A 13,527-nucleotide genomic window follows, 5' to 3' on the forward strand; every position below is an offset into this window, starting at 1 on the left:
AGCCGTCCCAGCATTCAGTGAACGACCAGAAGTGGTCCGCAAGGTCGATCACCGGCTACGGAAATCTTGGCAGAGCCTGATTCATGACACTTCCTGAACTGACACACCCGAGGTCTGAAGTGCGGTTCATGAGGGGGCTTGGGGCGCGGCCGTGGGCAGGTTGGCGCAGGGCTCCGGCGGGCCTGCCGTCGGCGCGTGGGGGCGCGAGATCCGTATTCAAATCAGGGGACGGGGTACTCGTCGCCCATGAACCCGACCTACTTCGAAACGGCCATGTCGAACGCGGCGGTCGGCGCTCTCGGTGCGTTCATCGGAGGCCTTGTCGTCGTGGCGGCCCTGGTGTGGGCCGTCCGGCTCGGTATCGCGGTGCGCCGACGGGAGTCCGATCCCCCCAGGCCGCACGAGCATCCCCGGATGCCCGAGGGCGGACCCACTTACGAAGCGTTGGAAGTGCGGGAGCCGGATGAGGTTTCCGAGGCCACGGACGGGCGCGAGCGTCTGACGCCGCACGAGCTCCACAGCTCGGGCACCAAACGCAGTGAGAAGCAGGCCCGCCCGCGCTGGAGTTCGGAATCGCGTGGCTCCTTCGGCAGCGGCGGCCCGGGAAGCACATGAGTTCGACATCGGTTGAATCTCGGGAATTCAAGGTCGGCGGCCGTACCGTACGGGTCAGTCGGCCCGACAAGGCGCTGTTTCCCGACGACGGCATCACCAAGGCGGACCTCGCTCGGTACTACCGCACTGTCGCCCACCGGATGCTGCCGCAGTTGCGCGGCCGTCCGCTGATGCTGGAGCGGCATCCCGACGGCATCGGCGGTGTGTCGTTCATGCAGAAGGACGTGCCGGAGTACTTCCCCGACTGGATTCACCGGGTCGAGCTGCCCAAGCAGCATGGCACCGTCACGTACGTGCTGTGCGATGACACCGCGACCCTGCTCCATCTCGTCGACCAGGGCTGCATCACACCGCACCGTTTCCTGTCGAAGGCGGACCGTCCGGACCACCCCGATCGGCTGATCTTCGATCTCGATCCGCCCGGCGACGACTTCGCGTCGGTCCGCACCGCCGCGCTCCTGCTCCGCGAGATGCTGGAGCAACTGCGCCTGCCTTCGGCGGTGATGACGACAGGCTCCCGGGGCCTGCACGTCCTCGTCCCTCTCGACCGGAGCGAGACCTTTGACGAAGTGCGGTCCTTCGCCGGAGACGTGGCCGAACTGCTTGCCCTCAGCCATCCCGACACCCTGACGACCGAGGTCCGCAAAGAGGCTCGCGAGAAGAGGCTCTATCTGGACATTCAGCGCAACGCCTACGCCCAGACCGCGGTCGCTCCCTTCGCGGTCCGCGCGCACCCCGGGGCTCCGGTCGCCGCCCCGGTGAGCTGGACCGAGGTCGAGGACGACGCCGTCGGAGCGCGCGGCTTCACCCTGCGGGACATCTCCGCGCGCCTCGAAGTCAACCCGTGGCAGGACGTGTTCCGGCGGGGCCGTTCGCTCGGCGGTGCCCGGCGCCGGCTCGACCGGCTGTGCTGACCGGACGGCGCGTCCGGCCTCTTGTGCCACGGGCCCGCCACAGCACCTGCAGTCAAACACCGGTCGAGCCGGTACGCACGCCGGGTGGGGTCATCGGACGCGGGTCAGCCGCTGGTCGGGGGACCCGGCAGGTGCTGGTTGTAGCGGCGGGCGGCCCGGTCGTTGAGCGCACTGCCCCAACCGCGCACCTTTTCCGTCACCGTATGGGCGGGACGGTCGATGTCGTGGCCCTGCACCATGCCGCCTTCAGCCGGGCCTTCGCCATTGCCGTCCGGCGGGTTCGGGAGCAGTCGGGCGGCGAGCCCGCTCAGACGGGTGACCGTCGCGGGCGCCACACCGTGTGTCACCGACGCGGCACGTGCTGCGGGAGTGAGGACCAAGCGGGTCCGTCGCCGCTCCAGAGCTCGCAGAATGCGCTCGGCCGCGCGCTCGGCGTCCATCGAGACGACGGGGGCTCCGGCGAGCGCGGAGAACCAGGCGAACTCCTTGGAGGCCCGACCGCCGAATTCGGCCTGGAGGTGTGATCCGGTGCGCATCAGCCCGGGGTGGACCGTGGTCACGCTGACGTTCTTCCCGGCCGTCTCGGCCCGCAGCCCCTCACCCAGAGTTCCTACGGCGGCCTTGGCGCACGAGTAGGGCAGCAGGTGCGGAACGGCCAGCAGACCGCCGACCGAGCCGATGAGGCACAGACGGCCACCGACGTCGCTGCGGTGCAGAGGGGGCAGCGCGGCCATCGCCGTGTTCACGGTGCCGCCGAAGACGGTCGACATGGCGTCTTCGAAGGCTCTGCTGTCGATCGACGCCACCGGAGCGATCTGGATCACCCCCGCGTTGGCGATGACGACGTCGAGGCCGCCCTGCCGATTGTCCGCCTGCTCGACCATGGCGCCGACCGCGGCCCGGTCGCGTACGTCGCACACGGTGGTGGACACCGTCGCGCCGGTCCGCTCCTCGACCCAAGCGGCACCGCGCCGCAGCTCGTCCGCGTCCCGTGCCGCCATGGTCACCCGGCAGCCGCGCCGGGCCAGCCGCGCGCACAGCAACAGCCCCAGCCCCCGCGAACCACCCGTGACCAGTGCGGACAGGCCGTCGAGATCCGACCGGCGTGTGGTCGTTGCCATTTTCGTCACCTCGCTCGTGGAAGGCGTTCCGAGTACCCGCGACGGGTGCCGGCAGACAGACGACCGCGACGAGACCGCGGTCGGCGTCCTGCCGGGCTCGCGGCGTCGTCTTCTCCGGTCACCCCGTGAGGATGCCGGGCAGCCCGAGAGCGCCGAGGAGGGCCGTACCGGCCAGGAGCCAGACCACGTAGTCGCCGATGTGCCCCGAGTGCAGACGCCGGAGCGGTTTCGTCCAGCCGTACGGCTGCCGGCCGGCCGGGCCGCGGACGCCGGCCACGGCCAGTCCCGCCGCGAGTGCGGCCGAGGCCGACCCGAGGACGAGACCGGCCGCGGTCCAGTGTGGTGGCTCGTGGGCGCCGAACGCGTCGCCCGCGGAGGCGGCGAGCCCCGGGGCCAGACCAGCCGCGAGCGCTCCGACGAGCAGGACGGTGGGGACCGCCGTCATCGTCGTGGGCACTCTGTGGATCGGCCCCTTCGTCTCGTACGCCGATCCGTCGCCGGGCCGCTCCCCGGCGCCGAGGAACACCCGTGCGGCGACGCGGAGCGTCGCTCCCGCGGTGACGGCTGACACGGCGACGTACACGACGGCGAGGAGCCCACCGGCGGCTTCCTCCGTGACCGCTTTGCCGAGGCCTGTCGCAAACGGCGGCAGCCCGGACAGTGCCAGCGCACCCGCCACGAACAGCCCGCCGACGCACCTCAACTCCGTCGCCCGACCGTACAGTTCGTGTTCGTCGACGCTGCCGTAGCGATCGCGGAGGATGCCCGTACAGGCGAAGAGGGCGGCCTTCGCCCCCGCGTGCCCCACGATGTAGAGCGCGATGCCCGCCGTCGCCTCGGGGCTCAGCAGCCCGATACCGACGAGGAAGAGACCGGTGTGGGCGACGGTGGAAACGCGAGAAGGCGCTTCACGTGCCGTTGCTGCCAGCACATCACCGCGCCGATCAGCGCGGTCAGCACGCCGATCGTCACCAGGACGCGCTCGGCGTCGGGCGCGGGGATGCCGCCGGGCCCGGCGAAGACCGTGTGGTAGACCCGCCACACCCCGTACGAGCCGAGCTCCACCATGACCCCCGACAGCAGCATGCAGACGGGCGTCGGTGCCACCGCGTGCGCGTCGGGCAGCCAGAAGTGGAACGGGACGGCGGCGGCCTTCACCAGGAGCCCGGTCAGCACCAGGACGAAGGCGCACAGGGCCAGGGCGTCGGGCCCGCCGAGCTCGTCGAGCCGCACTCCGATCCGCCGCATCCCGAGCTCGCTGGTGCGGGCGTACAGCAGCACGATCCCGGTCAACGTCGCTTACGCGCCGAGGGAGTTGACCACCCCGAAGGTGAGAGCGCCCTAAAGGACCCGAAGTACACCGTCGTACCCCAGCGGAAAGGAGTGTGACTCGATGGTCACCGTGTCTCTCACCGGAGGGTCCAAGGAGGACGTCGCGACCGTGTTCGGCGTCCTGCGGACGGCGTTCCCGACCGACCGGCCCGCCGACGACGTCCCTCACGAGCAGCCGGGCGACCGCACTCCCGTGTGGACCGCGGACTTCGATCCCACCGAGGAACGCATCCCGACCGGTCCCACCCCTCTGGAGGGATCGATCAGTGCCACGCTGCAGGGTGGCTACGTCGCCGTGGACCGGCTCCGTGAAGCTCTGAGCGACTCGTTCGCCGTCCAGGAACAGGGCACGGCGTCGGGAGACCAGGAGAAGGAGGTCGACCTGCGACTCCGCACGAAGCGACAGAGCGACAGAGCGACAGCATCGGCGAGGAAGAAGGCCGCAACCCGCGCCCACTTGGGTTCCGGCCGCTGACCGGACAGGGGGTCCCTGGCCCACCCCGGCGGCGCCCGGCCACGAGGAGGAGAGCGACATGGTGCAGATCGGGTACACGATGATGACGGAACAGGCCGGCCCTCGTGAGCTCGTCGGCCATGTGGCCGGAGCCGAGCGCGCCGGCTTCGACTTCTCCGTCACGTCCGACCACTACTTCCCCTGGCTGGACTCACAGGGGCATGCCCCGTACGTGTGGACTGTCCTCGGTGCCGCCGCGCAGGCCACCGAGCGCATTCCCCTGATGACGTACGTGACGTGCCCGACGACCCGCTACCACCCCGCGGTCGTCGCTCAGAAGGCCGCCACCGTGCAACTGCTTTCCCAGGGACGCTTCCGCCTGGGTCTCGGCTCCGGAGAGAACCTCAACGAGCATGTGGTGGGCGGCGGATGGCCCGCCGCACACGTCCGGCTGGAGATGCTCGAAGAGGCCGTGGAGATCATCCGCTCGCTCTTCGCGGGCGGGAGCGTCAACCACCACGGTGCCCACTTCGACGTGGAGAACGCCCGACTGTGGGATCTGCCCGACACGCCCCCGCCGATCGGAGTCGCCGTCTCCGGTGAGCGCTCGTGCGAAGTCGCCGGACACCTAGGGCGTGTTTTAGAAGTCGAAGATTGGTGGGGTTGGCCGTCCGGGACGAGAGCGGATGGCCAACCAGAAGGTCAGGTCGCGGGCAATGTCGCCGATCCTGGTCGACGTGGTGACCTCATGCTCGCGGCGACTGGCATCACGGAGGACGACTTCGTAGCCTCCTTCCTCGAGGACGGCCACTGAGGCGAACCAGACGGAGTCTTCTGCGTCGGGCTGGACGACGATGAAGGTGTTGTCGGTGTCGTTGAGGTCGCTGATCATCATGAACAGCGCATCCTCGGACGGGTCGTCGATACGGTCACCGTTCTCGCTGTCAGCACCGTAGAAGCGAGCCCCCATCGGCAATCCCCTCCCGTCACGCTGCTCAACTTGTCGGCCGTCAGCATGGCATGCGGTACCGACACCCCGGCCTTGTCACAGCCATTCGCCGATCGCTGCGATCAGCACAGTGGCCTCGAAGCGAACCGAGAGCTTGTCGAACCGCGTGGCCACTGCCCTGTTGCGCTTGAGCCGGTTGATCCCGCACTCGACCGCGTGCCGGGCCTTGTAGTCCTCCCGGTCGAAGACCGGAGGCCGCCCGCCGGCCGAGCCACGCCGCTTGCGGTGACCGACCTGGTCAGCACGCTCCGGAATCGTGCAGCGGATACCACGCTTGCGAAGATAGGCCCGGTTGGCGCGAGACGAATAAGCCCTGTCGCCCCGCACCCGCAGTGGACGAACTCGAGGCCGTCCTGGCCCGGGGCGAGGAATCCGTATGCCCTCCAGAACGGCCTTGAACTGCGGACTGTCACCTCGCTGCCCGGCGGTGACCAGCACAGACAGAGGCCGTTGTCCCTGCTCGCATGCAAGATGAATCTTGGTGGTCCAACCGCCACGAGATCGGCCCAGACCATGGTCGTGGGGTTCCGTGCGTGACCCTCCCGGCGATTCGTTTTAAGCATTGCCGTTGCGGCGGGCGCCCGCCGCGTGCTGATGGGCCCGGCAGATCGTGGAGTCGACGTTGACCTCCCAGATGATCAGCCCCGCCGCATCGGCACGGCTCTGCAACCTCGTCAACAGCGCCGCCCAGGTTCCGTCACGTTGCCAGCGCCGGAAGAATCCGTAGACCGTCTGCCACGGCCCGTATTCCCGCGGCAGGTCCCGCCACGGAGCTCCAGTCCGTACCCTCCAGCGGACCCCGTCGATCAGTCTCCGTCGACCCACCATCGGTCGTCCCAGAGCCGTGATCGGCAACAACGGTTCCAACACCGCCCACTGCTCGTCAGAAAGATCTCCTCGCCCCACCCCGCGATCATCACAGCGTGAAGCGAGGGCCGATCCAACTTCCCAAACACGGCCTAGCCGACTTGCTGATCGCCACCGAACCCAAGGCCGACCTGATCTCCGAGTTCGACCGGCACGGGGGCGCCGGCAAGCCCAAGGTGGGCCAGCTGCCCATCTGTTACGACACGGACCGGGACGCGGCCGTCGCCCGCGCCCATGACCAGTTCCGCTGGTTCGGCGGCGGCTGGCCGGTCAACGCCGAACTGCCCGGCCCCGAAGGATTCGCCGGCGCGACCCAGTTCGTACGTCCCGAGGACGTGGCCGAGTCCATTCCGTGCGGAGACGACGTTGACCCAGTCGTCGACGCCGTACGGTCCTTCGTCGAAGCGGGATTCACCGAGGTCGCGCTCATCCAGATCGGCGGCGACCACCAGGAGCCGTACCTGGAATGGGCCGAGCGGAAGCTGCTTCCCGCCCTGCGCGAACTGTGAGAGGGCGAGGACACCCGCGATGACCACGAAGCGCGCCGCCGTCTTCGATGTCGACGGCACACTCGTCGACACCAACCACCTGCATGTCGTCACCTGGTGGGAGGCATTCCGCCAGGCCGGCCACCGCGTCGCCATGCGTGACATCCACCGGGCCGTGGGCCTCGGCGCCGGCGACCTGATCGAGCACCTGCTCGGCAAGGACCGCGACCCCGGGGACGACGAACAGTTCGTCGCGGCCCACCACGCGCTCTACGCAACGTACTTCGACCGGTTGCCGCCACTGGACGCGGCCGGCGAACTGCTGCGCACCCTCGCAGGCCGGGGCTGGGAGATCGTCCTGGCGACCTCGGCGAGCGGTGCGGAACTCTCCGCGCTGCGCCGTGCCATCGACGCGGACGACGTCATCCTCGGGGCGGCCAGCGCTGACGACGTCGCCGAGGGCAAACCAGCCCCCGATCCTGTCGAGCGGGCCAGAAAGCTCGCCGGAGTGCCGAGCGGACGGGCGGTGTTCGTCGGCGACACGGTCTGGGACATGCAGGCCGCGGTCCGGGACGGTGTGACACCCCTGGCTGTCCTGTCCGGCGGGATCCCGAGGACGGATCTGGTGTCGGCGGGCGCCCACGCGGTGTACCGAGACCCTGCCGACCTCCTCGACCGCCTGGACACCAGCGTCTTCGCGGACCGGGAATGACGGAAGCCGCCTTGGGCGTCGCCGGTCGGGGTACTCGCTCTCTCAGCCGATGGCACGACAGCCGCTGTCCCGAGCGGCCGGATTGCCCGGGACAGGGGCGAGCGCACGCCCGATCCGGTTCAGCGTTCAAGGTTCAGGTGGTCGCGCGGTCGAACTCGTGCACCAGGGCCTTGCAGAACGCCTTCAGGTCGTCCGGCTTGCGGCTGGTGACAAGGGTGTTGGGGCCGCCGTCGCAGACCTTGACCTGTTCGTCCACCCAATTCCCGGCAGCGTTGCGGATGTCGGTGCGCAGGCTCGGCCACGAGGTGAGGCTGCGCCCGTGCAGCACATCGGCCTCGACGAGAATCCACGGGGCGTGACAAATGGCCGCCACCGGCTTGCCCGCGTCGAAGAACGCCTTCACGAAGGCCACGGCCCGCTCGTCCAGGCGCAGTCGGTCGGGGTTGGCGACTCCACCGGGCAGCACCAGACCGTCGAACTCGTCCACGGACGTGTCCCGCACCACCTGGTCGACGGGGAAGGTGTCTGCCTTGTCGAGATGCCGGAAGGCCTGCACCTCTCCCGACTCTGTGGACACGAGTACGGGGGTACCTCCGCTGCCCGCCACGGCGGCCCACGGCTCGGTCAGTTCGATCTGCTCGACGCCTTCCGGCGCCACGAGGAATGCGATGCGCATGTGCGTGGATCCTCTCCGTGCTGGATGCCCTGAGGAACAGTCGCGTCTGTGCTGGGTGCCCTGGGGGATGGCCGCGGTTGATGTGCCGCCGGCTCGGCGGCACTCGATCGACGAAGCGGCTGCGGCCCCGTCGCCGAGGCCCGTATCGATCCACAGGCTCCTTGGGGTGCCGGTACGATCTACCGTTCGGCGCTGGGAACGGCGAGGGGCTCGCTCGGAGCCTCCTTCTTGGCCGATTCCATCTGTTCGCCCAGTTCGGTGAGCCGGTTGCGGCCCATGGTCTTGCGTACGTCGGGGAACCATTCCTGCTCCTCTTCCTCGACGTGGTGGCGGACGTTCTCCATGAGGACGGTCATCTTGGCGTCGAATCGTTCGTCCGCCGCATCGAGACCCTTCAGCTCGGAGAGCATCCACAGCACGACGTGATGTTCCTCGACGCTCTCCAGAACGTGGTCCTTGGTGTCGGGGGCGGCCTCCCGGGCGGCAGGGTAGAAGATCTCCTCTTCGATCCAGGTGTGGGTGGTGAGCTCCTCGATCACCTGATCGGCGATCTTCCGCTTTTCCGCGTGGGCGTTGGCCCCCGCCTTCTCGAACCGCTTGAAGAGCTTTTCCACCCTCTTGTGGTCTTCCTTGAGCAGCACGATCCCGTCCACGGCTTCTCCTCCGATCGTATTCGGACGGCTCGTTGCCGTCCGGGACCGAGTACCCCAGCGGCCGTGGATCGTCACAGGAGGCATGAGGTTGCCCGGAAAGTCGGCCCGGGCCGCGGTGTACGCCTGTGGAAGGGCTGCTGGTTCGCGCCTGGTTGCCGAAGGCACGGCTACGGGGCGGCCCACGGCATCTTCGACGGCCTCGCCGGGCAGCACTCGGTCCAAGCGGCGATGGCGCGCTGCTCCGGCCCGCTCGCCCCGCGCTGGCGCGGGAAGTGCCGATCAGGGCGGCAGGGAACCCTACGAGGCCGCTGTGCTGTCGTCGCGAGCGAACGCGTCGGAGCGATCGGGCGCTGATGGCGCGGTCCGCTGCCCGGGCGGGGCTTCAGCGGGGCTCTCGTGCTGGTCGAGAGCCGCCAGGAGGTCGGCCACCGTCAGGCCGGAGTCGGCCGGGTGTCGAAGGCTGGTCCCGGGCTGGATGTGGTACAGGTTCGTGCGTCCTCGCCGGGTGTGGTCCAGATAGCCGTCCTGCTCCAGATCGGCAATGATCTTCTGGACTGCCCGCTCGGTGAGCCGGCACCGCGCGGCGATGTCGCGGATCCGCGTGCCTTGCGCCCCGGAGGCGATCGCGGCGAGGACTCGTGCGTGGTTGGTCAGAAAGGTCCAGCCGCTGTGTCCCTCGGGTACCTCAGTCATCCCCCCAGAGTAGGCCTCTTCATTCACGCATTCAAAAGGGTGAAAGAGAGTTCATGTATCTCTTGACGTGTAACCGGGTCGGGGGTGAACCTGTATGCCATGCGAGAACATCCGCTCTCTCCCCCTGAGGGAAGCGGGGACGGAGCCGCCCACGGTGTACTGGCCTGTGGCGCCAGGGTGGGAGGCGCGTCGCCCTTCCTCGAGACCGCCGTGTATCCCGCCGGCTCACGGACGCTGGTCGTCGTCGCCGGTGAGATCGACATCGATACCGCGCAGCCACTCCAACACAACCTGTGTGCCGCCCTGGCGCAGGCGTGCCAGGGACTGGACCTGGACCTCGCGCGGGTCGATTTCTGCGACTGTTCCGGCCTGCGGGTCCTGTTGCGCCTCCGGAGTCTTGCTCTCGCCCAGGGCAAGACGGTCCACATCCGCGCTGCTGGACGCGCTGTCGAGCGGCTGCTCATGCTCACGGGCACGGCACCTCTGTTCGCGCCCTCGAATGGTGCCGGTCCTCACCTGGACGGGAAGTACGAGAAGGACCTGCTCGCCGAGGTCATCGACCTGAGACGGGCGATGCGGAGTCGGCCGGTCATCGACCTCGCCCGCGGAGTCCTGATGGCCACGTTCAGGCTGAACGAGGAAGACGCCTGGGGCGTTCTCGTCGAGGTGTCCCAGCGCGGCAACACCAAACTTCGCCTCATCGCCGAGGAGTTGGTCGCGGCAATCACCGGCGATCCGCTGCCCGGCCATCTGAAGCAGCAGATTTCCGCGGCGGTCGCCAAGGTCTCCGACGAAGCGCAGTCACGTGGTCACCACCGGCGCCGCGACTGGGTTCCGCCCGCCGCCAGAGCCGCGTCCCTGGAAAGCCGCAGGCGGTCGGCATGACCGCTTCCCGGCTACCGCGTCTGGCGACCGCGTCGGCGATGAGGGTTCCGTATGCGCCGGCCCGCGCCCACGCGCAGACCCATACGACGGCCACGGCGACGGTGACGGCCCGTAGGGCGGAGAAGGCCACGAGATCCACCCCTTGCGGACGTCGACGCCTTGTTTGTCACCTGCCCCAGGGCCCGAACGGGCATCCGGGCCGCCGTGCGAGCGGTGTGGGCTGCCGCCTGTCCGGACGATCCGGTGCATAACCACCCAGTAGCCAACGGTCATTCTTCGCCTTCGTCGAGGCGGCGCAGGTCTTCCTCGTCCCATGTGCGGGTGTCGCGGGGCTGGGTGTAGGGCTCGGCATCGGGCGGGAGCCCGCCGGCGATGGCCCGCTGGCGTACTGCCTCCGCATCGAACTCCAGACCGAGGAGGATGGCCAGGTTGCTGATCCACAGCCACACCAGGAAGACGACGACGCCGGCCATCGTGCCGTAGGTCTTGTTGTACGAGGCGAAGTTGGCCACGTAGAACGCGAATCCGGCGGAGGCGATCATCCAGATCACCAGGGCCAGGAAACTGCCCGGAGTGATCCACTTGAAGCCCTTCACCTTCGCGTTCGGGCTCGCCCAGTACAGGATCGCGATCATCACGGTGACCAGCACGACCAGCACGGGCCACTTGGCGATCGACCACACCGTCAGCGCCGTGTCCCCGACCCCCAGCGCCGTGCCCACCTGGCGGGCGATGCCGCCGGTGAAGACCACGATCAGCGCGCTGACGACCGCCAGCACCATGAGGACGACAGTCACACCGACGCGCACCGGCAGGATCTTCCAGACGGGGCGGCCCTCGGGCATGTCGTAGATGGCGTTGGCGGCGCGCATGAAGGCTGCGACGTAGCCCGAGGCGGACCACACCGCCACCACGATGCCGATGACGGCCACGAGTGAGCCGAGGCCGGCGTTGCCCTGCAACTGTTCCACCGCGCCGGTGAGGATGTCGCGGGCCGAGCCGGGGGTGAGCTGTTTGAGATTGTCGAGCACCCTGTCAGCGGTCGACCTGCCGGTGATGCCCAGCAGGGAGACCAGGACCAGCAAGGCTGGGAACAGGGCGAGCACCCCGTAGTAGGTGAGCGCGGCTGCCCGGTCGGTCAGCTCGTCCTTCTTGAACTCCCGCAGGCTCCCGCTGAACACCTTGCCCCAAGCTCTGCGGGGCAGCTCTGTCGGCGTGTTCGGGGCCTGTCGCTCTACTTCAGGGGCGGGTCCGGCCTCGTCCGGCGGTGGCGGCTTGTTGTCACTGTCGTGATTGTTTTGTCCTGGAAGGTGCATTTTCGCCATGCGCACCGAGTACCCAGGCCGACGCACCTGAAGTACTCAGCCGAGGTGGGCTGCAACAGGCAAAGCGCCCGGAGAACGGGTGACCAGCGATGCTGGACCGGCTACCGGCGCCGGCCCGCCGTCGACGCCGCGGTGGGCACGGGGCGGCTTGTCAGCGCTGACCCTTGCGGTCGCGACGGTGCAGCCGGCTCTGCAGGCCGGCCAGGGCACCGGCGCGGTGCCGGCGCAGGGCGGCCCGGGCGGCGTTGGCTCCGGGGGCGCCATGAACTCCTCCGCCCGGGTGCGCGGAGGCGGAGGCGAGGTAGAGGCCGGCGACGGGTGTCTCGGGGCGGCCGGCGCCGGGTGTGGGGCGGAGGACGAACTGCTGGTGCAGGGCCGTGGTGCCGCCGTTGATGGCGCCGCCGTGGAGGTTGGCGTCCATGCTCTGCAGTGTGGGCGGGGCGAGGACGCGCCGGCCCCTGATGAGGCCGCGGAAACCGGGGGCATAGCGCTCGACCTGCGCCTCGACACGATCTGCCATCGTCTCCTGCTCCCGGGCATCCCACGAGCCGGTCAGCCCGTCGTTTCCCGCGTCGCCCCGAACGCGGTGGGGTACGTGCGTGTAGGCCCAGGCGGACTCGGTGCCCTGTGGCGAACGGCTGGGGTCGGTGGTGGTCATCTGGCCGAAGAGGGCGAAGGGTTCGTCGGGGACGCGGCCCATGGCGATCTGCGCGGCGAAGCGGGTGAGGCCGTCCACGCCGTTTGCGAGGTGCACGGTTCCCGCCTGCGCGGCCTCCGGGCAGGCCCAGGGCGCCGGGCTGTTCAGCGCCCAGTCGACCTTGAACGTGGCGAAGTCCCACTGGAAGCGCTTCAGGTCGGTGAGCAGTTGCCCGGGCAGGTGCCGTTCGGCGACCAGAGAGCCGTAGAGCGCGGGCGCGGACACATCGGCCAGGATCGCCTTGCGGGCCGGAACCCCCTCGCCGCCCGCAGTACGGACGCCGACGGCGCGGCCGCCGCGGACGACGACCTCGGTGACCTGTTCCCCGCAGCGGACGGTCCCGCCGCGCCGCGTCAGCCGACGGACGAGAGCAGCCGTGAGCGCCCCGGAGCCGCCGGTGGGAACCGGGAAACCGTAGGTCTGGCCGAGCATGGACATGAGCCAGCCGAAGCCGCCGCTGCCGGCCGCCTCCGGTGCGAGGTCCGCGTGCAGGGCATTGCCCGCGAGGAGAAGCCTGCCGCCCTCGCCGCGGAACTCCTCCTCTCCCAGACGCCGGACCGGCAGCGCCATCGTCCTGGCCATGCGCAGCCCGCCCGCCGCGCGCAGCCGCAGGGCCAGCCGGGCTCCCGCGCGGACTGGGGGGAACGGCGTGAAGAGGGCGTCGAGGATGCCGGCCCGCAACGTCTCCCAGACCTCCCGCAGCTCCTTCCACGCGGCCCCGTCGCCGGGGGCGAACGCCTCCAGGCTCGCGGCCGTCTCCTCCAGATCACGGCTGAGGACGGCACAGCGCCCGTCCCGCAAAGGGTGGGCGAGCACCTTCGGGGCGTGGCTCCAGCTCAGCCCCTCCCGCTCCAGATGCAGACCGGCCAGGACCGGGGAGGCGGCGGCGAGGGGGTAGAAGGCGCTGAAGAGGTCGCTGGCGAAGTCGGGGTCGACCCCCCGGTCGTGCCGGACCGCTCCTCCGGGCTCGTCCTGGGCCTCCAGGACTTCCACGCTCCAGCCCGCGTCGGCCAGGAGGTTTGCCGCGACCAGCCCATTGGGGCCCGCCCCGATCACTACAGCGTCCGGCATGACTCGCTCCCGGCT

At 69.5% G+C, this 13,527-nt stretch carries 11 protein-coding genes and 4 pseudogenes; 7 read left to right on the forward strand and 8 right to left on the reverse strand.

Annotated elements, in window-relative coordinates; all coding sequences use genetic code 11:
- The first annotated feature begins 246 nt into the window (after positions 1 to 246).
- Together OG485_RS35405 and ligD are read left to right on the forward strand one after the other, a co-directional pair.
- Positions 247 to 615: a DUF6479 family protein gene (locus OG485_RS35405; RefSeq protein WP_328672624.1), complete on the forward strand. Its 369-nt coding sequence runs from the start codon at positions 247 to 249 to the stop codon at positions 613 to 615.
- Positions 612 to 1,529 (forward strand): non-homologous end-joining DNA ligase, encoded by a 918-nt coding sequence (ligD, locus tag OG485_RS35410; protein ID WP_328672625.1) that lies wholly within the window; start codon positions 612 to 614, stop codon positions 1,527 to 1,529. The genes OG485_RS35405 and ligD overlap by 4 nt, the downstream gene beginning before the upstream one ends.
- A 104-nt stretch (positions 1,530 to 1,633) precedes the next feature.
- On the opposite strand, the gene OG485_RS35415 is transcribed toward ligD, so the two are convergent.
- Positions 1,634 to 2,650 carry an SDR family NAD(P)-dependent oxidoreductase gene (locus OG485_RS35415; RefSeq protein ID WP_328672626.1) on the reverse strand — a complete coding sequence of 339 codons (1,017 nt, stop codon included), beginning with the start codon at positions 2,648 to 2,650 and terminating at the stop codon, positions 1,634 to 1,636.
- Between the two features lie 118 nt (positions 2,651 to 2,768).
- Positions 2,769 to 3,991: pseudogene (locus OG485_RS35420) on the reverse strand (complex I subunit 5 family protein); the annotation flags it as partial.
- A 52-nt stretch (positions 3,992 to 4,043) separates the two neighbouring features.
- Here OG485_RS35420 and OG485_RS35425 point away from each other — a divergent pair.
- Positions 4,044 to 4,457 carry a hypothetical protein gene (locus OG485_RS35425; protein WP_328672627.1) on the forward strand — a complete coding sequence of 138 codons (414 nt, stop codon included), beginning with the start codon at positions 4,044 to 4,046 and terminating at the stop codon, positions 4,455 to 4,457.
- A gap of 58 nt (positions 4,458 to 4,515) precedes the next feature.
- Positions 4,516 to 5,070, forward strand: a pseudogene (locus tag OG485_RS35430) (TIGR03557 family F420-dependent LLM class oxidoreductase); the annotation flags it as partial.
- Positions 5,071 to 5,481: 411 nt separating this feature from the next.
- Here the strand turns inward: OG485_RS35430 and OG485_RS35440 are convergent.
- Positions 5,482 to 6,351: pseudogene (locus OG485_RS35440) on the reverse strand (IS5 family transposase).
- Positions 6,352 to 6,404: 53 nt separating this feature from the next.
- Between OG485_RS35440 and OG485_RS35445 the strand changes: the two are divergent.
- Both OG485_RS35445 and OG485_RS35450 read left to right on the forward strand, forming a co-directional pair.
- A pseudogene (locus tag OG485_RS35445) lies at positions 6,405 to 6,821 on the forward strand (LLM class F420-dependent oxidoreductase); the annotation flags it as partial.
- A 19-nt stretch (positions 6,822 to 6,840) separates the two neighbouring features.
- Entirely contained in the window at positions 6,841 to 7,512 is a 672-nt protein-coding gene (locus OG485_RS35450; RefSeq protein WP_328672629.1) for an HAD family hydrolase, read from the forward strand.
- Positions 7,513 to 7,645: 133 nt separating this feature from the next.
- Here OG485_RS35450 and OG485_RS35455 read toward each other — a convergent pair whose 3' ends face one another.
- From OG485_RS35455 to OG485_RS35465, 3 genes are all read right to left on the reverse strand, one after another.
- Positions 7,646 to 8,188, reverse strand: coding sequence for a type 1 glutamine amidotransferase domain-containing protein (locus tag OG485_RS35455; protein ID WP_328672630.1), 543 nt, complete (start codon positions 8,186 to 8,188; stop codon positions 7,646 to 7,648).
- Between the two features lie 179 nt (positions 8,189 to 8,367).
- Positions 8,368 to 8,841: a hemerythrin domain-containing protein gene (locus OG485_RS35460; protein WP_328672631.1), complete on the reverse strand. Its 474-nt coding sequence runs from the start codon at positions 8,839 to 8,841 to the stop codon at positions 8,368 to 8,370.
- A gap of 297 nt (positions 8,842 to 9,138) precedes the next feature.
- The gene (locus OG485_RS35465) at positions 9,139 to 9,534 is read right to left on the reverse strand and encodes a helix-turn-helix transcriptional regulator (RefSeq protein ID WP_328672632.1); all 396 of its coding nucleotides are present in this window, start codon (positions 9,532 to 9,534) and stop codon (positions 9,139 to 9,141) included.
- Between the two features lie 99 nt (positions 9,535 to 9,633).
- On the opposite strand from OG485_RS35465, the gene OG485_RS35470 reads away from it, so the two are divergent.
- Entirely contained in the window at positions 9,634 to 10,419 is a 786-nt protein-coding gene (locus OG485_RS35470; RefSeq protein WP_328672633.1) for an ANTAR domain-containing protein, read from the forward strand.
- A 269-nt stretch (positions 10,420 to 10,688) separates the two neighbouring features.
- Here OG485_RS35470 and OG485_RS35475 read toward each other — a convergent pair whose 3' ends face one another.
- On the reverse strand, positions 10,689 to 11,744 hold the full coding sequence (locus OG485_RS35475) for a YihY/virulence factor BrkB family protein (protein WP_328672634.1): 1,056 nt from the start codon (positions 11,742 to 11,744) through the stop codon (positions 10,689 to 10,691).
- 151 nt (positions 11,745 to 11,895) lie between these two features.
- Positions 11,896 to 13,512: a phytoene desaturase family protein gene (locus OG485_RS35480; protein ID WP_328672635.1), complete on the reverse strand. Its 1,617-nt coding sequence runs from the start codon at positions 13,510 to 13,512 to the stop codon at positions 11,896 to 11,898.
- Positions 13,513 to 13,527 lie beyond the last annotated feature (15 nt).

Source organism: Streptomyces sp. NBC_00328 (assembly GCF_036139655.1).
Taxonomy (GTDB): domain Bacteria; phylum Actinomycetota; class Actinomycetes; order Streptomycetales; family Streptomycetaceae; genus Streptomyces.